Source organism: Streptomyces sp. NPDC019937, from assembly GCF_040631655.1.
GTDB lineage: Bacteria > Actinomycetota > Actinomycetes > Streptomycetales > Streptomycetaceae > Streptomyces.
Map to the genome: position 1 here is coordinate 38031 of NZ_JBEYAL010000026.1, position 17718 is coordinate 55748.

General features: G+C 71.9%; 16 protein-coding genes. 9 read left to right on the plus strand and 7 right to left on the minus strand.

What is annotated here, in order from left to right:
* Positions 1-81: 81 nt before the first annotated feature.
* The 7 genes from ABZ562_RS25175 (at position 82) to ABZ562_RS25205 (ending at position 6778) form a co-directional block, all read left to right on the plus strand.
* The gene (locus tag ABZ562_RS25175; protein WP_361483773.1) at positions 82-1422 is read left to right on the plus strand and encodes a UDP-glucose/GDP-mannose dehydrogenase family protein; all 1341 of its coding nucleotides are present in this window, start codon (positions 82-84) and stop codon (positions 1420-1422) included.
* A 289-nt stretch (positions 1423-1711) separates the two neighbouring features.
* Complete coding sequence (locus ABZ562_RS25180; protein ID WP_361483775.1) at positions 1712-2431, plus strand: hypothetical protein; 720 nt, start codon at positions 1712-1714, stop codon at positions 2429-2431.
* Positions 2368-3774, plus strand: a complete 1407-nt coding sequence (locus tag ABZ562_RS25185) for a CopD family protein (RefSeq protein ID WP_361483777.1) — start codon at positions 2368-2370, stop codon at positions 3772-3774. Before ABZ562_RS25180 ends, ABZ562_RS25185 begins: the two co-directional genes overlap by 64 nt.
* A 53-nt stretch (positions 3775-3827) precedes the next feature.
* Positions 3828-4931 (plus strand): cupredoxin family copper-binding protein, encoded by a 1104-nt coding sequence (locus ABZ562_RS25190; RefSeq protein ID WP_361483779.1) that lies wholly within the window; start codon positions 3828-3830, stop codon positions 4929-4931.
* Between the two features lie 81 nt (positions 4932-5012).
* Positions 5013-5579 (plus strand): YceI family protein, encoded by a 567-nt coding sequence (locus tag ABZ562_RS25195; protein WP_361483781.1) that lies wholly within the window; start codon positions 5013-5015, stop codon positions 5577-5579.
* Positions 5576-6319 carry a cupredoxin family copper-binding protein gene (locus ABZ562_RS25200; RefSeq protein WP_361483782.1) on the plus strand — a complete coding sequence of 248 codons (744 nt, stop codon included), beginning with the start codon at positions 5576-5578 and terminating at the stop codon, positions 6317-6319. The genes ABZ562_RS25195 and ABZ562_RS25200 overlap by 4 nt, the downstream gene beginning before the upstream one ends.
* A 90-nt stretch (positions 6320-6409) precedes the next feature.
* A complete protein-coding gene (locus tag ABZ562_RS25205; RefSeq protein WP_361483784.1) occupies positions 6410-6778 on the plus strand; it encodes a VOC family protein in 369 nt (122 codons plus the stop codon).
* Positions 6779-6828: 50 nt separating this feature from the next.
* Here the strand turns inward: ABZ562_RS25205 and ABZ562_RS25210 are convergent, their stop codons facing one another.
* The 4 genes from ABZ562_RS25210 to ABZ562_RS25225 form a co-directional block, all read right to left on the minus strand.
* Positions 6829-8256, minus strand: coding sequence for an alkaline phosphatase family protein (locus tag ABZ562_RS25210; RefSeq protein ID WP_361483786.1), 1428 nt, complete (start codon positions 8254-8256; stop codon positions 6829-6831).
* Between the two features lie 160 nt (positions 8257-8416).
* The gene (locus ABZ562_RS25215; protein ID WP_361483788.1) at positions 8417-9616 is read right to left on the minus strand and encodes a dipeptidase; all 1200 of its coding nucleotides are present in this window, start codon (positions 9614-9616) and stop codon (positions 8417-8419) included.
* Positions 9617-10080: 464 nt separating this feature from the next.
* Positions 10081-10611, minus strand: a complete 531-nt coding sequence (purE, locus tag ABZ562_RS25220) for a 5-(carboxyamino)imidazole ribonucleotide mutase (protein ID WP_055557621.1) — start codon at positions 10609-10611, stop codon at positions 10081-10083.
* Positions 10608-11747 carry a 5-(carboxyamino)imidazole ribonucleotide synthase gene (locus ABZ562_RS25225; RefSeq protein ID WP_361483790.1) on the minus strand — a complete coding sequence of 380 codons (1140 nt, stop codon included), beginning with the start codon at positions 11745-11747 and terminating at the stop codon, positions 10608-10610. The genes purE and ABZ562_RS25225 overlap by 4 nt, the downstream gene beginning before the upstream one ends.
* Positions 11748-11912: 165 nt before the next feature.
* On the opposite strand from ABZ562_RS25225, the gene ABZ562_RS25230 reads away from it, so the two are divergent.
* Positions 11913-12449, plus strand: a complete 537-nt coding sequence (locus ABZ562_RS25230; RefSeq protein ID WP_361483791.1) for a GtrA family protein — start codon at positions 11913-11915, stop codon at positions 12447-12449.
* Positions 12450-12462: 13 nt separating this feature from the next.
* Here the strand turns inward: ABZ562_RS25230 and ABZ562_RS25235 are convergent, their stop codons facing one another.
* Both ABZ562_RS25235 and ABZ562_RS25240 read right to left on the minus strand, forming a co-directional pair.
* A complete protein-coding gene (locus tag ABZ562_RS25235; protein ID WP_361483793.1) occupies positions 12463-13713 on the minus strand; it encodes an ATP-binding protein in 1251 nt (416 codons plus the stop codon).
* Positions 13714-13735: 22 nt separating this feature from the next.
* Positions 13736-14416: a response regulator transcription factor gene (locus ABZ562_RS25240; RefSeq protein ID WP_055557617.1), complete on the minus strand. Its 681-nt coding sequence runs from the start codon at positions 14414-14416 to the stop codon at positions 13736-13738.
* A gap of 350 nt (positions 14417-14766) precedes the next feature.
* Here ABZ562_RS25240 and ABZ562_RS25245 point away from each other — a divergent pair, with 350 nt between their 5' ends.
* A complete protein-coding gene (locus ABZ562_RS25245; protein WP_361483795.1) occupies positions 14767-16296 on the plus strand; it encodes an oligopeptide:H+ symporter in 1530 nt (509 codons plus the stop codon).
* 88 nt (positions 16297-16384) lie between these two features.
* Here the strand turns inward: ABZ562_RS25245 and ABZ562_RS25250 are convergent, their stop codons facing one another.
* A complete protein-coding gene (locus ABZ562_RS25250; RefSeq protein WP_361483797.1) occupies positions 16385-17707 on the minus strand; it encodes a hypothetical protein in 1323 nt (440 codons plus the stop codon).
* Between the last annotated feature and the right edge of the window lie 11 nt (positions 17708-17718).

The following is a 17718-nucleotide window of genomic DNA, read 5'->3' on the forward strand; positions in this document are numbered from 1 at the left end:
GACAGCGGGCCGCTGAGCCCTGTCCGGGGTGCCGACTATGCTCAGGCAGCGCATCTGAGACCGACGCTTCTGGAGCACCACATGGCCCTCAAGATCACCGTGATCGGCACCGGCTACCTGGGCGCGACCCACGCCGCGGCCATGGCCGAGCTGGGCTTCGAGGTGCTGGGGCTCGACATCGTGCCCGAGAAGATCGCGATGCTCTCGGAGGGCCGGGTGCCCATGTACGAACCGGGCCTGGAGGATCTGCTGAAGCGGCATGTGGCGGGCGCCCCGGGGGCGACCGGCCGGCTGCGCTTCACCAGCTCCTACGAGGAGGCCGGGCAGTTCGGCGACGTCCACTTCATCTGCGTGAACACCCCGCAGAAGCACGGCGAGTACGCGTGTGACATGCGCCACGTGGACAACGCGGTGGAATCGCTCGCCCCGCATCTGCGCCGCCCGGCGCTGGTCGTCGGCAAGTCCACCGTCCCGGTCGGCAGCGCGGACCGGCTCGCGGCGCGGCTCGCCGAGCTGGCCCCGGCCGGCGCGGACGCCGAGCTGGCGTGGAACCCGGAGTTCCTGCGGGAGGGCTTCGCCGTCGAGGACACGCTGCACCCGGACCGGATCGTGGTCGGCGTCACCAGCGACCGGTCCGAGAAGGTGCTGCGGGAGGTGTACGCGACGCCGATCGCGGAGGGCTCGCCGTTCGTGGTGACCGACTTCCCGACCGCCGAGCTGGTGAAGACCTCGGCGAACTCCTTCCTCGCCACGAAGATCTCGTTCATCAACGCCATGGCCGAGGTCTGCGAGGCGGCGGGCGGAGACGTGGTCAAGCTCGCCGAGGCCATCGGCTACGACGAGCGGATCGGCAAGAAATTCCTGCGGGCCGGGATCGGCTTCGGCGGCGGCTGCCTGCCCAAGGACATCCGCGCCTTCATGGCCCGCGCCGGTGAACTCGGCGCGGACCAGGCCCTGACCTTCCTCCGCGAGGTCGACTCGATCAACATGCGGCGCCGCGGCCACATGGTCGAACTCGCCCGCGACGCGGTCGGCGGCAGCTTCCTCGGCAAGCGGGTGGCGGTGCTGGGCGCCACGTTCAAGCCGGACTCCGACGACGTACGGGACTCCCCCGCGCTCAACGTGGCCGGGCAGATACAGCTCCAGGGCGCCCAGGTGACCGTCTACGACCCCAAGGGCATGGACAACGCCCGCGCCCTCTTCCCGACCCTCGCCTACGCCCCGAGCGCGCCGGAGGCGGCCCGGGGCGCCCACGCGGTGCTGCACCTGACCGAGTGGCGCGAGTTCCGCGAGCTGGATCCGGTGGGCCTGGGCGAGATGGTCGCCGAGCGCCGCATCCTCGACGGCCGCAACGCCCTGGACCCCGACTACTGGCGCGACGCCGGCTGGACCTACCGCGCCCTGGGCCGCCCCATGGCGTAGTCCGCCTTTCCCTCCCCTCTTACCGGCCCCGTCCTCCTCGCGGTTTCCACCGCCCGGGGACGGGGCCGGGCACGTACGGCTGTTCACGTTCACAGGCTCTCCACGCGGTGCGGTATTCCTCCACGCGGCGCGATGCGAGGTGTCGTTGCCTATGCCCCGATCTCACAGTCGGGGTCCGCCCGGAAAAGAGGTCGGCAATCAGCGCTTAACTGACGCGTAGTGCAAGCGAATCCCCGCTCCTGTCCACTGATGGCTCTTCACTGAACGGACCATGCCAGGAAGGGGCCCCATGCCCTTCTTCACCAGGGCGGTCTGGCCCGGGGATCATCGTGACGAGATCGTGGCGGGCGCGCTCGTCGGCGCCGTCGTGGTCGTCCTGGGCTACGCCTCGGGCATCGGCGGCACTCGCGCCGCCGACGCCCGAGCGGCCGTCACCCCACCCGCACCGCCCACCGCCGGCGCACCGCCCAGCCCCGGCCCGCCCGAAGACTCCCCCACACCGTCCGCCGAACCCCCCGCCGCGCCCGCGCCCGGTGCCCAGGCCCCCGGCGCCGGCGATCCCGCCGCCCTGCCGCCGTCCGTCCCGCTGCCGGTGGACGACGGCGGCGGCCACGTCCAGGGGACGCCGGGAGACGGTGGAGCGGACCACGGCGCCGGGAACGGCCACCCGGAACCGCCGGGCTCCGCCCCCTCACCGTCCCCCTCCGCTCCGGACGACGGCCGGCCGGGGGACGACGAACCGTGTACCGACGGATCGGTCCACCTCGTCGAACCCCTGCTGAAGCAGGTCACCGCGCCCGTGTTCGGCGTCCTCGACCTGCTCTCCGGGCAGGGTGCCGAGGCACCGCCGGAGGCACCGGCGACACCGTCCGAGGCACCGTCCGGTCCATCGGCCGGGAAACCAGCTGAGAAACCGGCCGGTCAACTGGCCGACCCCCTGGGCGGGTGCCGCCTTCCCGAGCCGTCGGCCACCTCATCCTCGTCCTCGTCCTCGCCGGGGACATCATGAGCGCGCGCCGCGGTGTCCCCGCGGTCCTGCTGGCGCTCCTGGCGGTGCTGCTCTGCGCGCCCGCCGCCTCCGCCCACACCGAGCTGCGCGACTCCAGCCCCCAGGACGGAGCCCAGCTCCGGCAACTGCCCAGCCGCGTGGCCCTCACGTTCACCACGCCGGTGGAGCCGGACGAGGTACGGGTCACGGTGGGCCGCGTCCGGCTGCCGGTGAGCCGGCCCGCCGATGGCCGTAAGGACAGTGTCACCGCGCGCCTCCACAAGCAGCCCGAGGCCCGGCACGGCCGGTTGACCCTGACCTGGCGGGTGATCGACGAACAGGACGGGCACGCCAGCTCGGGACGGATCGGCCTCCGGGTTCCCGCCGGATCGGACACGGACAAGGGCGGGGCCGCCGAACGCGGCCACCAAGCGGCGCCCGCGCCCACCGGGCCCTCCGCCGCCGTGCACCGCGGCCTGGTCACCGCCCGCTGGGCCGGCTACCTCTCCCTTGCCCTGTTCGTGGGCGGGCTGGCGTTCGTCGCCCTGCTGTGGCCACGTGGCGCGGCCGATCGGCGGGCCAGAGCCCTGTTGGCCGCGTCCTGGCTGTGCGGGCTGCTGTCGTCCGTCGCCGCGTGGGGGCTCCAGGGGGCGTACGCCGCGATGGGCGGGCTCGGCGACGTGCTCACCCCCGCCTCGTACCGGGACATCCTCGACACCGAGGTCGGCGTCGTCCTGGCCACCCGCGGGCTGCTGTGGGTGCTGGCCGCGGTCGTCCTCGCCGCCGTTCTGCAGGGCGGCGACCGGGCCGCCCGCTCACCCGGCTGGCGAGTCGGCGCGGCGGCCGTCGCCCTCGGCCTGCTGCGTACGGCGGGCATGTCCGGCCACAGCTCCGAGGGCGCCGCCCCGGGCTGGGGAGCCACCGCCGACCTGGCGCATCTGCTCGGCGTCTCCCTGTGGATCGGTGGGCTGGCCATGCTCGCGGTGGCCGTACTGCCGCGCCGCCGCCCCGAGGAGCTGGCCGCGGTCGTGCCCCGCTACTCGACGCTGGCGGCGGTGAGCGTGACCGCCATCGCCGCCGCCGGGCTGGTGCTCGCCTGGCAGGTGGTGGGCTCCTTCGGCGCGCTGCTGCACACCGCGTACGGACAGCTGCTGCTGCTCAAGGTGGCGGTCCTCCTCGCCACGCTGCTGGTCGCCCAGAGCAGCCGGCTGTGGGTGCGCAACCGCCTCGACATCGCTGTGCTGCTGCGCGGCGACGCCGCCTCCGTGCGGCCCTTCGGCTACTCGGTGGCCGCGGAGACGGGGCTCGTCCTCGTCGTACTCGCGGTGACGAGTCTGCTGGTCACGTCCGATCCCGGCCGCTGAACCGGCATCTGTTCCCCCCATTCCCCAGACAATCCAAGGGAGTTCGCAAGACCATGAGCGACAACGACACCGCACAAGCGGTACGGGAGCCGGGCCGACGTCCCCGCTCCCGGTTCGGCAACCGGGCCCTGCTGGCGGGCGGGCTGGCCGCGGCCGGTTCCGCCGTGCTGTGCCTGGGGCTGATCCAGTCGGCGGCCTCCGGAACGACCGCGGCCCCGGCCCCCGCGGCCGCCCAGCAGGCGGCGCAGCCGGTCGCCGCCGCCCAGCAGCCGGCCGCGGCGGCCGACTACAAGGTCGACATCAAGGACATGAAGTTCGGCTCCGCGAAGCTGACGGTGCACGTCGGTGACACGGTGCAGTGGACCAACTCGGATGAGGCCCCTCATACCGTCACCACCACCAAGGGTCCGAAGAAGTTCGACTCCGGGACCCTCAACAAGGGCGACTCCTGGTCGTACACCTTCACCACACCCGGCACCTACGAGTACTACTGCGCCGTGCACCCGGACATGACCGCCTCGATCACGGTCCTGGCGGACGACGGCGGCTCGGACGGCGGCGGTACGTCGGGCGGCGGTACCGGCGGCGGCGGCACCTCCGGCGGCGGCACCAGCGGCGGCGGCACCTCCGGCGGCGGCACCAGCGGCGGCGGCACCGGCGACGGCGGCACCGGCGGGACAGGCGGAGGCCACTCCGGGGGCACCGGCGGCGGTCACAACGGCGGCACCTCGGGCGGCGGCACCCCGGGCGGCGGCACCGGCGGCGGAGACTCCTCCGGCGACGGGTCCGGCGGCGACGGCAGCGAGTGCGCCGACGTCCGGAAGGTCCTGATGCCCATCCTCCACCACCTGAAGTCGGCCCATCTGGAGCGCTCCCCGGGCGAGCAGGTACAGGACGCCCTTGAGCTCGACCAGTACATCAAGACCCACACCGTGTGGGTGGAGAGCATCCTCGACCCGGCCGTCGAGGATGGCGGCGCGACCGTCGACAAGACGCTGTCCGTCATCCTCCAGCACGTCAAGGTCGCTCACCTGGAGGAGTCTCCCGGCCAGCAAATACAGGACGCGCTCAACCTCGACAGCTACGTGAAGATGCACACCGTCTGGGCCGAGCACCTGCTCCAGCCCACCGAGGACTACCTCACCGGCAGCTGCTGACGGACGGCGGGCCGGCCGAGTCGCAGTCGGCCGGCCCGCCGCCTTCCGCACCCTAGCCCCTCGCTTCCCCTGGAGACCGGGATGACTACCGAAACCCTGCCTCTCTCCTCCGCCCCACCGCCCGAGACCGGCCCGGACTGGCTGCCGCGACCGGGCACGTACGCCGTCGCACCGGGCCGCGGCATCGTCGAACTCACCGCACGGCTCGGCCCCTTCGCCACGCTCCGCGGGCGGCTGGCCCTGACCGGCGCCGCCCTGACCGTCGACGCCGATCCGGCCGCCTGTGCCATGCGCCTGGAGATGACCAGCGGCTCGCTGCGCACCGGCAGGCCGTTCGGTGACAGGCGGCTGCGCGGCCGCCACGGGCTGTACGCCGAGCGGCACACGCACCTCGTCTTCCGCTCCGATGCCGTCGAGCCCGCCGACGACGGGCGACGCCTGCACGTTTTCGGTGATCTCGAGCTGCGCGGTGTACCGCTCGCCACGACCCTGCGGCTGCGCGTGGCGCGGCGCGCCGAGGACCGGCTGCTCGTCATCGGTGCCGCCGAGGTCCCGTACCGGCCGCTGCGCCGGGCTACCGGCTTCACCCTGCCGCGCACCGCGCCCGCGAGCCGTCTGCGGCTGCTCGTCGCCGCGGAGTTCGTATGAACGCGTCACGGGCGGTACGGGCCGTCCTCGCCGCGGGCCTGCTCGCGCTCGGGCTGGTGCCGCTGACCGCGGGCGAGGCGTCGGCCGCCACGCACCGGGTCGTCATGAAGGGCTACGCGTTCGGACCGCGCACCCTCACCATCACCGCCGGGGACACGGTCACCTGGGTCAACCAGGACACCGCCCCGCACGATGTGAAGACCACCTCGGGCCCGGCCGCGATCCACTCCCCCATGCTCGACAAGGGCCAGACCTGGAGCTTCACGTTCACCGCGGCCGGAAGCTACGGCTATTTGTGCACGGTGCACCCGGGTATGACCGGGAGCCTGGTGGTCAAGCCCGCCGCCCCGGCCACCACGGCCGCGCCGACGCACGCCCACGGCGGCGCCCCTCCGTCGACGGCCCCGGCGGCGCCCCGTACGAGCGCGGCGGCACGGACCAGCGCCCCGGCGACAGGATCGTCGGCGAAGAGTCCCAGCCCTGCCGCGTCCTCGGGGAGCGCCACGGCGAGCACCTCCGCCGCCGCGGGGGCACCGTCGGCCGCCGCCCCGAGCGCGCCTCCGAACGCCGCCCCGCCACCGCAGGCCACAGTGTCCACCCAAGCGGCGCGGTCCCTGGACCCGCTGCTCGCCCTGGCCGGGGCGGTCGCCGGGGTGTCGGTGCTGTGTCTGCTGCTGGTCGGCTCGCGCACCGCGGCCGCCCGCGCGGTGGACGGTGGGGAAACGCCGGCCGGCTCCTGAGCGCACGCGGCGCTGTCGGCCCGCGCGTCCGGCTCCCCTGTTTGGCGGGTCCCGGTCCGGTCAACCCGGTCCGGGACCCGAGGAGGAGCCATGGCCATCGCCAAGCTGACCGTCACCGTCGTCGACTGTCCCGACCCCACCGCGCTCGCCCGCTTCTACCAGCAGGTGCTGGGCGGGGAGCTGAAGCACGAGGGCGAGAAGTGGGTCGATCTCTTCCTGCCCGGCGAGGCCAGGCTGGCCTTCCAGGAGGCGCCCGGTTTCGTCCCGCCGAGCTGGCCGTCGGCGAAGGACTCGCAGCAGCTGCACCTCGATCTGCGGGTGACCGACATGGCGGAGGCGCAGGAGCGGGTGCTGGCGCTGGGCGCGCGGCCGCTGGACCTCGACGACGACGGCGGCAAGCGGGACTTCCGCGTCTTCGCCGACCCGGCGGGGCACCCCTTCTGCTTGATCCACCCCTGAGACCTTCCGCTCCCACCGTCAGGGCGGGCGGTGGGAGCGGAAGAGGTGGCTCAGCGGCGCGGGCGGCGGCCCTTCTCCTGCTTCGGGGGCTTCTGGCCGGCGCCCGGGAGGGTGGGCTCGGGGAGGTTCGCGACCTCCTCCTTGGCCTTCTCCAGCTGCTCCGCCGTGTCGTCCGGCAGCTTCGGCGGCCGCGGTGCGGCGTGGCCGAAGCCGAAGGCCGAGGTGAGGTCGCCGAACGTACGGCGGCGCCACTCGCTGATGTTGGGCTCCTTGACCCCCGTCAGCCGCTCCAGGAACTGGAGCACCGAGGTGTGGTCGAACGCCTCGCCCGCGGCCCAGCCGCCCACCGTCCACGGCGAGACGATGAGGCAGGGCACCCGGAAGCCGCCGCCGATGGGCAGGCCGCCCACGAACTCGTCCACGGTCCCGGCCTTCGGGGTGGGCGGCGGCACGTGGTCGAACAGGCCGTCGTTCTCGTCGTAGTTGAGGATGAAGACGGTCTTGCGCCACACCTCGGGGTTGGACGCGATGGCCTCGATCTTGGAGGCCACGTAGTCGGCGCCGGCCGCCGGAAGGTAGTCCGGGTGCTCGGAGACCTCGGCGGTCGGGATGATCCAGGAGACGGTCGGCAGCCGGTCGTTGCGGGCGTCCTCCTCGAACGTCCCGGCGGGGCTGTGCACCATGCCGCGGTCGTACAGCGGGTCGCCCGGCCGTGCGTCCTGGAACTGCTGGAACTCCTCCAGCAGGTTGCAGCCGTAGTTGTCCTCCTCCTGATAGACCTTCCAGCTCACGCCCGCCTTCTGCAGGCGCTCGGCGTAGGTCGTCCAGCGGTACGGCTTGGGCGCCTTGTTCTCCAGGACCGGGCCGCCCTTCACCCCGGCCGGGTCGATGGTGCCCGTCATCCAGTACAGCCGGTTGGGCCAGGTGGGGCCGAAGACCGAGCAGAAGTAGTTGTCGCAGATGGTGAACGCCTCGGCCAGGGCGAACTGGAACGGGATGTCCTCACGGGTGTGGTAGCCCATGACGTACGGCCCGTTCTCGCCGTCGGCCTTGCGGTGGGCCGGGAGCCACTTGTCCATGGCGCCGTTGTTCCACGCCTCGTGCTGCACCGACCAGGCGTGGCTGGTGGACGGGATCGCCTGGGCGCTCGTGGAGTGGGTGTCCAGGTGGAACGGGAGCAGATAGCCGTCCGGGTTGACCGCGTCCGGCTGGTGGAAGACCGACTTGCCGGTGGAGAGGGTCAGGGCGTCCGGGTCGGCGAACCCGCGCACTCCCTTGAGGGTGCCGAAGTAGTGGTCGAACGAGCGGTTTTCCTGCATCAGCAGGACGACGTGCTCGATGTCGTCGAGCGAGCCGCCCTTCGGCGGCCCGGCGGCTATCGCCTGCTGCACGCTCGGCGGCAGGAGCGTCATGGCCGCGCCCGCGCCGAGCGAACCGGCGGCGGCACCAAGGAGTCTACGGCGGGTGAAGTCGGGCATAACGCCTCTTTCCCGTGTTTGCGCGTGAGCGATCGTCAGACCGCTCACGACTCTCTCGCCATGCCGGCGACGGGGAAGAGGCGCATTACGTGAACGATGCATCAACACATCGCAAAGCCATCAAGCCCTGGTAAAGGGGCCATTGGGGTGGTGCCGGAGATCAGGCCTCCGGGGCGCCGTCCAACTGGTCGATGGTCGCGATGGACGGCCCCCGGACCGCGCGCAGCCCGCGCGCCACGTCCTCGGCGCCGCGCAGCGCCCGGACGGCGTTGTGCCAGGTCAGCTTGGCGAGTTCGGCCTCGGACCAGTGGCGGTTCAGGAGTTCCGCGATGAGGTTCGGATAGCCCGCGACATCGTCCAGGCCGGCCGGGGTGAAGGCGGCGCCGTCGAAGTCGCCGCCGATGCCGATGTGGTCGACGCCCGCCACCTCGCGCATATGATCGAGGTGGTCGGCGACGGTGGCCGCGGTTGCCATCGGGCGCGGATGGGCCTCCTCGAAGGCGCGCTGCACCTTCTTCGCGGCCTCCGTCAGCTCCAGCGGATGCAGCCCGTGCGCGCGCATGTTCTCGTCCGCCGCCTTCGTCCACGCGACCGCCTCCGGCAGCACGAACTTCGGCACGAACGTGACCATCGCCACCCCGCCGTTGGCGGCCAGCGCCGCCAGGACGTCGTCCGGGACGTTGCGCGGATGGTCGCAGACGGCGCGGGCGGAGGAGTGCGAGAAGATCACCGGCGCCTCGCTCACCCGGAGCGCGTCGCGCATCGTGTCGGCCGACACGTGGGACAGGTCGACGAGCATGCCGAGCCGGTTCATCTCGCGGACGACCTCCTCGCCGAAGCGGGTCAGGCCGTGCGCCCTCGGCTCGTCCGTCGCCGAGTCCGCCCACGGGATGTTGTCGTTGTGGGTGAGCGTCATATAGCGCACCCCGAGGTCGTACAGGGCGCGCAGGGTGGCCAGCGAGCAGTTGATGCTGTGGCCGCCCTCGGCGCCCATGAGCGACGCGATCCGGCCCTCGGCGCGGGCCGTCTCCATGTCGTCCGCCGTGAGCGACAGCCGGAGGTCATCGGCGTAACGCTCGGTCAAACGGCGCACGACGTCGATCTGTTCGAGGGTCGCGCTGACCGCCGTGTCCCCGCTGAAGTCCGAGCGTACGAACACCGACCAGAACTGGGCGCCGACGCCGCCCTCGCGGAGGCGGGGGATGTCGGTGTGGGTGCGCTTGCTCTGGTCGACGGCGATGTCGAGGCGGTCGAGGTCGTAGCGGACCTGCTCGCGCAGGGCCCAGGGGAGGTCGTTGTGGCCGTCCACGACGGGGTGGGTGGCCAGCAGGTCACGGGCGTGCGCGAGGTGATCGGTCATCCGGGCATTCTCACCTGGGGCGCCCGTCGAAGTCACGGGCATGGGGCGCCTGCGGCGAGCCCTCCCCCACCCCGCCCCTTCCCGAACCGGGGGCAAGCCCCCGGCCCCCCGGCTGGGGGCTCCGCCCCCACACCCCCGCCGGGGCTCCGCCCCTGGACCCCGCTCCTCAAACGCCGGAGGGGCTGGGAGTGGGGCATCCCCGCCCCTGGACCCCGCCCCTCAAACACCGGAGAGGCTGGGGTAGGGCATCCCCGCCCCTGGACCCCGCCCCTCAAACACCGGAGAGGCTGGGGTAGGGCCAGGGCCACGCAGCACCGCAAGGGCCGCATGTGCCCCCGTTGTGGGAAATCGTTCCGCGAGGGGGCGCCTCCCAGCGGTAGCTGGGGGAGGAACGGGTGGGCACCACCGGGCCACCGGCCCGCACCCGGGGCGGAACCCCGAGTGGCACCGCCCCGGGAGGGGGCTCAGTGGCCGAAGCCGAACGACGGCGCGCCGTCCACCTTGGCGCGGAGGCGCTTGCCCTTTTCCGTGGCCTGTTCGTTCAGCTCGTCCTGGAACTCCCGCATGCGGCCCTGCAGCTCCGCGTCGTGGGCGGCGAGGATGCGCGCGGCGAGGAGGCCCGCGTTGCGGGCGCCGCCGATGGAGACCGTGGCGACGGGGACGCCCGCGGGCATCTGGACGATGGAGAGGAGCGAGTCCATGCCGTCCAGGTACTTCAGCGGCACCGGCACGCCGATCACCGGCAGCGGGGTGACCGAGGCGAGCATGCCCGGGAGGTGGGCCGCGCCGCCGGCGCCCGCGATGATGGCCTTCAGACCCCGCTGCGCGGCGCTCTCGCCGTACGCGACCATCTCGCGCGGCATCCGGTGCGCGGAGACGACGTCCACCTCGTACGGGATCTCGAACTCGTCGAGGGCCTTGGCCGCTTCTTCCATGACCGGCCAGTCGGAGTCGGAGCCCATGACGATGCCGATCGCGGGCACAGGAGCGCTCATTCGGTGATGGTCCCTCGGAGGTAGTCGGCGGCGTGGCGGCCGCGCTCGCGGACGTCGGCCAGGTCGTCGCCGTAGGTGTTGACGTGGCCGACCTTGCGGCCGGGCTTCACGCCCTTGCCGTACATGTGGATCTTCAGCGCGGGGTCCCGGGCCATGCAGTGGAGGTACGCCGCGTACATGTCGGGGTAGTCGCCGCCGAGGACGTTGGTCATGACGGTCCAGGTCGCCCGGGTGCGCGGGTCGCCGAGCGGCAGGTCGAGGACCGCGCGCACATGGTTGGCGAACTGGGAGGTGACGGCGCCGTCCTGGGTCCAGTGGCCGGAGTTGTGGGGGCGCATCGCCAGCTCGTTGACGAGGATCCGGCCGTCGCGGGTCTCGAACAGCTCGACCGCGAGATGGCCGACCACGCCCAGCTCCGCCGCGATCTTCAGCGCCAGCTCCTGCGCCTGCGCGGACAGGGCCTCGGACAGATCGGGGGCGGGGGCGATGACGGTGTCGCAGACGCCGTTCACCTGTATGGACTCCACGACGGGGTAGGCGACGGCCTGGCCGTGCGGGGAGCGCACGACGTTGGCGGCCAGCTCGCGCGCGAAGTCGACCAGCTCCTCGGCGAGGACGGGGACCCCGGCCCGGAACGGGTCGGCGGCGTCCTCCGTACCGTGGACGACCCACACGCCCTTGCCGTCGTAGCCGCCGCGCACCGTCTTGAGGACGACGGGGAAGCCGTCACCCTCCTCGGCGAACCGCGCGACGTCCTCCGGGTCCGTCACGATGCGGTGGCGCGGGCACGGCACTCCGGCCGCGCGCAGCCGCTCCCGCATCACGCCCTTGTCCTGCGCGTGCAGCAGGGCCTCGACGCCGGGGCGGATGACGACACCGTCCGCCTCCAGCACCCGCAGATGCTCGGCCGGGACGTGTTCGTGGTCGAACGTGACCACATCACAGCCTTGTGCGAACGCACGAAGCGTTTCCAGGTCGCGATAGTCGCCGATGACGACATCGCTGACCACTTGGGCCGCCGAGTCCTGGGGAGTGTCACTGAGCAGCTTGAACCTGATGCCGAGGGGGATGCCCGCCTCGTGGGTCATGCGGGCGAGCTGGCCGCCGCCGACCATGCCGACTACCGGAAATGTCACCTTGCAAGGGTAACTTCTCGCCACGACCGCCCCTGACCTGCGCTTGGATGATCCTCCACATATTCCTACCGGACTCTTGTTCGCGGCCTCCGGGCGAGGGCACCCGGCCCTGGTTAGCATGGGGAGATGTTGTCGAAGCGGACGAAACGGGGCTGAGCGATCACCATGAGTGAACGACGCATGCTCGGCGGGCTGAGCACCCAGGTGGGGCGGCTCGCCCGGGAGATCGCGAAGTTCGGTGTGGTCGGCGGCGCCGGCGTCTTCGTCAACCTCGCCGTCTTCAACCTGGTCCGCAGCGTCACCGAGCTGCCCGTGGTGCGGGCCAGCATCGTGGCGACGGTGGCCGCGACCTGCTTCAACTACGTGGGCTACCGGTATTTCACCTACCGCGACCGGGACAAGCAGCGGCGCACCAAGGAACTCAGCCTGTTCCTGCTGTTCAGCGCGATCGGCCTGATCATCGAGAACGGTGTGCTCTACACCGCGACGTACGGCTTCGGCTGGGACAGCTCGCTCGCGAGCAACGTGTTCAAGTTCCTCGGCATCGGCATCGGCACCCTCTTCCGCTTCTGGTCCTACCGGACCTGGGTGTTCCGGACGCTGCCCGCGCGGGAGGCGGTGGAGCGCGCGGAGGCGTTCCTGTCGGAGGCGCAGCCCGCCCGGACCGCGCGCCGCACCGCCGAGCAGCCGATCCGCAAGTAGGCCCGCGACAGCCTCAGGAGGGCCGGACGTCCTCCGCCACGCGGCTCAGGAAGAGCGCGAACACCGGCGGATGCGGCTGCAGCAGCTCCAGCCGGCCCCCGTCCGCCTCCGCCAGATCGCGGGCGACGGCGAGGCCGAGCCCGGTGGAGTTCCGTCCGCTGACCGTCCGTTCGAAGACCCGCGCGCCGAGGTCGGGCGGTACGCCCGGGCCCTCGTCGGTGACCTCGACCACCGCCTGGTTGCCGGTGACGCGGGTGCGCAGCGCGACCGTACCGTCGCCGTGCATCAGCGAGTTCTCGATGAGCGTCGCGAGCACCTGGGCGACCGCGCCCGGGGTGCCGACCGCCCGCAGCCCCTTCTTGCCGGAGCGCACGATCGCGCGCCCCTCGCTGCGGGAGGCCGGGCGCCACTCCTCGATCTGCTGCTTGACGACCTCGTCCAGGTCGAAGGCGACCGCGGAGCCGCTGCGCGGGTCGCGCGAGTTCGTCAGCAGCCGCTGGACGACGTCGGTCAGCCGCTCGACCTGGCCCAGCGCGATCGACGCCTCCTCCTTGACGATGTCCGGGTCGTCGGTGAGCGTGATCTCCTCCAGCCGCATGGACAGCGCGGTCAGCGGCGTCCGCAGCTGGTGCGAGGCGTCGGCCGCCAGCCGCCGCTCGGCGGTGAGCATCCGTGCGATGCGCTCGGCACTCGCGTCCAGGACGTCGGCGACCCGGTCCAGTTCGGGCACCCCGTAGCGGCGGTGGCGCGGCCGCGGATCGCCGGAGCCCAGCCGCTCGGCCGTCTCGGCGAGGTCGGTGAGCGGCGCGGAGAGCCGGTGCGCCTGCCGTACGGCGAGGAAGACGGCGGCGAGGACCGCGAGCAGCGCCACCGCCAGGATGATCAGCATGGTGCGGCCGATCTCGCGGCTCACCGTCGTACGGGACGCCTCGACCCGTACCGTCTCGCCCTGCTCGCCGCGCTCCTCGGAGGAGATGACGCTGCCCTCGGGGCGCTTGCCGATCTCGACGTCCGGGTGGTGCGGGATCGTGATCAGGGCGTAGCGCCCGGGCTCGATCTGTTCGCGCAGCACCTTGTGGGTGACGCCCTCGCCGCCGAGCAGCCTGCTGTCGACGATGCTGACCAGCCGCACCGCGTCCGAGCTGACGCTCTCCTGGGCGCTGTTCTCGATGGTCCGGGTCTCGACGATGACCAGGGAGACACCGAAGACGGCGATGACGACGAGCACCACGGCCAGCGTGGAGTTGATCAAACGACGGCGCATGGTCCCACCGTGTCAGCCACCGTCAGCTTTTCTCGAACCTGAAGCCGACACCCCGGACGGTGGCGATGTAGCGGGGGTTGGCGGCGTCGTCCCCGAGCTTCTTGCGCAGCCAGGAGATGTGCATGTCGAGCGTCTTGGTGGAGGACCACCAGGTGGTGTCCCACACCTCGCGCATCAGCTGGTCGCGGGTGACGACCCGGCCCGCGTCCCGCACCAGGACCCGCAGCAGGTCGAATTCCTTCGCGGTCAGCTGCAGCTCCTCCTCGCCCATCCACGCGCGGTGCGACTCGACGTCGATGCGCACGCCGTGGGTGGCGGGCGCCTGGGCCTGGGTCTCGACGGCGCCGCGCCGCAGCAGGGCCCGGACGCGGGCGAGCAGTTCGGCGAGGCGGAAGGGCTTGGTGACGTAGTCGTCGGCACCGGCGTCGAGGCCGACCACGGTGTCCACCTCGTCGGCGCGGGCGGTCAGCACCAGCACCGGGAAGCCGTGGCCCTCGGTGCGCAGTCGGCGGCAGACCTCCAGCCCGTCCATCCCGGGCAGCCCGAGGTCGAGGACGAGCAGATCGACGCCTCCTTGCAGACCGGCGTCGAGCGCGGTGGGTCCGTCCTCCCGCACCTCCACCTCGTACCCCTCACGGCGCAGGGCGCGGGCGAGGGGCTCCGAGATCGATGCGTCATCCTCGGCGAGCAAAACTCGGGTCATGGGGTGATGGTAGTCCGCTTGGGTTCACCCACGGGGCGCGCACGTGGCGACGCTGGGAGCACGAACGGTCGCACACCGATTCCGTGAGCTATGTCTCACCCGGGAGCGTCAAGTGCGTGTCGTATGGTGAAACAACGTCTGTAGCACTCCTCCGGGGCCTTTGGTGGTTCGACGCGCCGAAGGTCTCTGTCATGTCCGGTCCGGGCATCGGGAGTCAGCGGAACGGACGGAGCCGGCAACGACCGAGCCTCGAAAAGGGGTGGCCGCCCGGCGCTCAGCCACCCCCACGGGCGCTTCTACGCGTGTCGACGCGCGGCAGTGCACCCCTGAGTTCTGTAAGGAACCCCCACATGGCGTCCAGCATGTCGAAGGGCGCGACCGCGCAGGAGACCCCTGCCAGCGGTGGCAAGACCTTCTTCGGCCACCCGCGCGGCCTCGCCACGCTCTTCATGATCGAAATGTGGGAGCGCTTCAGCTTCTACGGCATGAGAGCGCTCCTCGTCGTCTATCTGATCTCCGGCGGCCCGGACGCCAAGGACGGCGGTCAGGGCGGCGGCCTCGGGATGACCGAGGGCAACGCGGTGGCCATCTACTCGGTCTACCTGGCCATGGTCTATCTGCTGGCCATGCCGGGCGGCTGGTTCGGCGACCGGGTCTGGGGGCCGCGCAAGACCGTCGTGGTGGCCTCCGGGATCGTGATGGCCGGGCACCTGGCGCTCGCCGTCCCCGGTGAGCCGACCTTCTTCCTCGGCCTCCTGCTGGTGGCCCTCGGCTCCGGGCTGATCAAGGCGAACATCTCCACGATGGTCGGTCAGCTCTACGACGGACCGCAGGACCCGCGCCGCGACGGCGGCTTCACCATCTTCTACATCGGCATCAACCTCGGCGCGTTCGCCGCGCCGCTGGTGATCGGCACCGTCGGCCAGTCGTACAACTGGCACCTGGGCTTCGCGCTCGCGGCGCTCGGCATGGCACTGGGCCTGGTCCAGTTCCTGATCGGCACCCGCCACCTGAGCCCCGCGAGCAGCACCGTGCCGACGCCGCTGGCGGCCGAGGAGCGCCGGTCCTGGCTGCGCAAGGGCCTGATCTGGCTGGCCGTCGCCGCCGTCTTCTACACCGGCGTGGTGCTCAGCGGCAGCTGGACGATCAACTGGGCGCTGGTCCCGATCACCCTGCTCGGCCTCATCATCCCGATCGGGGTGCTGGTGCGGATCAAGCGCGACCGGGAGCTGTCGGCGGTCGAGCAGACCAAGGTCAGCGGCTACATCTGGTTCTTCGCGGCCGCCGCCGTGTTCTGGATGATCTTCGACCAGGGCGGTTCGACGATGTCCGCCTTCGCCGAGGTCAAGACCGCGGACACGATCTTCGGGCTGCAGTTCCCGTCCTCGTGGTTCCAGTCCGTCAACCCGCTGCTGATCATGGCGATGGCCCCGGTCTTCGCCTGGCTGTGGCTGTGGCTCGCGCGGCGTGACCGGGAGCCGAACACCACGCTGAAGTTCGCCTTCGGCCTGGTCATGATCGGCGCCTCGTTCTTCGTCTTCGTGCTGCCGATGCAGATGGCCTCGGACGGGACGAAGGTCAGCCCCCTGTGGCTGGTGTCGATCTACCTGATCCAGACCACCGGCGAGCTGTGCCTCTCGCCGGTCGGCCTCTCGGTGACCACCAAGATGGCGCCCGCGAAGTACGCCAGCCAGCTGATGGGCGTGTGGTTCCTCGCCGTCACCGCCGGCGACTGCGTCACCGGGCTGCTGTCCATCGCCGGGGTCGACCTGAGCGGTCCGGGCGTCATCGCGCTGGAGGCGACCGCGGCGGTGCTCGCGGGCCTCGCGGTCTTCACGTACCGCAAGAAGGTCGAGGCGCTCATGGCCGACGTGCACTGACGTGGGCGATGAGGGCCCGGCCGCTGAAACCAGCGGCCGGGCCCTTCGCGTGGTCACGCCCAGCCGCGGCGGGGCGAGACGGGCTCGTTCAACGGGTGCCGCGCAGCTTGCGCCACGGGGTGAGGGTGAAGATCGCGCCGCCGAGCAGGATCGTCGTACCGGCGATCAGGCCGAGCGCCGTGAGGCCGCCGTGGTCGTCCGACCCGGTCTCGGCGAGGCCGCCGCCGGTGCCGCTGCCCGAGGTGCCGGTGCCGCCGGAGGCGGTGGTGCCGCCCGAGGTGGTGGTGGCTCCCGTGGTGCCGCCGGGCTGGGCCGTGGTGTCCAGCTCCAGCGAGGCGCCGGGGTCCTTGGCGGGGGTGCAGGTGGTGGTCGTACCGAGCGCCTTGACGGTCAGCACGCCCGGGGTGAGCGTCGACGTGCCGCTCGCGCCCGGCTTGTAGGTGCCGGTCAGGTCCGGGATCTCGATCGGGGCACCGGACTTGATGGGTTCCTTGTTGGTCGGGCCCTGCACCGCGACGGTGCCCTTGTCCGCGCCGCCGACCTTGACCGCCATGGACGGCTTCACCGAGTTCGCGGGGATGTCGGCCGGGCTGTCCATCACGGACTTGCTGAACTTCACGGTCAGGGCGAAGCCGCCGCCGCTCTTCTTGGCGTCGATACGGACCGGGGAGGTCGCGGTCTTGTCGCCGATGGGCGTCTTGCAGGCGTACTCGACCTGCACCTCCTTTCCGGTGTACGAGTCGCCCCCGCCCCCGCCGCCACCGGCGGTGGTGCCGGAGGTGGTCCCGGACGTCGTACCGGAGGTGGTTCCGGCCGTCGTACCGGAGGTGGTTCCGGAGGTGGTTCCGGCCGTCGTACCGCTGGTGGTGCCGCCCGAGGTGCTGCCCTCCGTCACCTTGATGGTGGCGGCCGCCTTCACGGTCTCCTTCGGCGTGCACTTGGTGTCGGTCGACAGCGGCTTGCTGACGTTGATGTTGTACGCACCGGGCGTCAGCGTGACCTCACCGGCCTTCGTCAGCTTCAGCTTGGCCTTCATGTCCGACAGCTTCATCGGGCTGTCCTTGGGGATCGGCGGATTCTCCCGCGGCCCCTGCATGGCCAGTTCGCCGGTCTGCGCGCCGCCCACCGTGAGCGTGCCGGTGGGCTGCACGGTGTTCTCCTCGATGTCGAGGATGGGCGGGTTCTTGGAGGCGGCCTGGACCGTCTTCCACACCACCTCGACCTCGTCGCCGACCTTGGCCGTCGCCGGGGCCTGGACGTCCACGGTCGTGGTGCCCTCCACCGGGGGCAGCCCGGAGATGGGCGGTGGCAGGCATTCGGTCTCGTACGAGACCTCGGCGCCGTATGCGGTGCTCGCGCCGAGCAGCACGCCCGCACCGCCGAGCAGCAGTGCGACGGCGGCCGCACTCACTCTTCGTTGCG